The organism is Pseudoalteromonas sp. Z1A2 (genome assembly GCF_011378755.1).
In the GTDB taxonomy this organism is placed as follows: Bacteria; Pseudomonadota; Gammaproteobacteria; order Enterobacterales; family Alteromonadaceae; genus Pseudoalteromonas; species Pseudoalteromonas distincta.
Map to the genome: position 1 here is coordinate 1 of NZ_WTKX01000083.1, position 675 is coordinate 675.

Consider the following 675-nt stretch of genomic DNA (forward strand, 5'->3'; position numbering starts at 1 on the left):
ATACTCCGTTTTTGCATGACGCACTTTAGAGCTGGCAACCGCTAATGGGTTTTCAGACATACCATGTTTGCTATGATCCATCGCCATTGGACCGTGATCCATAGCGCTATGATCCATTTCTTTAGAGTTCATACCTGACATGCCAGCCATACCTGCCATTGCAGAATGCTCACCGCCGTGGGTCATATTGCCCATCATATCGGTCATCGTTAACCATTCAACAGGGTCAAGTGCAGGTACTGGCGCATCAATATTAGGCGAGCTTGATAAAGTTCCTTTTGCGTAACCAGAGCGATCCATACTTTGAGCAAAAATCGTATAGGCATCATTTTTAGGCTCAACAATTACGTCGTAGGTCTCACCAGGGCCGAATCTAAATTCATCTACTGTCACAGGTTCAACATTTTGTCCATCAGCTTGTACAACTGTTAACTTCAGCTCAGGTATTCTTACATCAAAAAACGTATTGCTAGAACCGTTAATAAATCTAAGCCTAACCTTTTCGCCAGCTTTAAACATTCCTCGCCAATTTGACATTGGCGTACTACCATTCATTAAAAAAGTCATTGCAGATGCTGATAAGTCAGCAAGATCTGTAGGGTTCATTCTCATTTTATTCCACATTTCCCGGCGTTGTAGCGCATTTGAAACGCTGCTATTTGAAATGTCATCAAA

General features: G+C 42.4%; 1 pseudogene. It reads right to left on the reverse strand.

The window, feature by feature from the left end:
- A pseudogene (locus tag GQR47_RS20275) lies at window positions 1–675 on the reverse strand (copper resistance system multicopper oxidase); the annotation flags it as partial.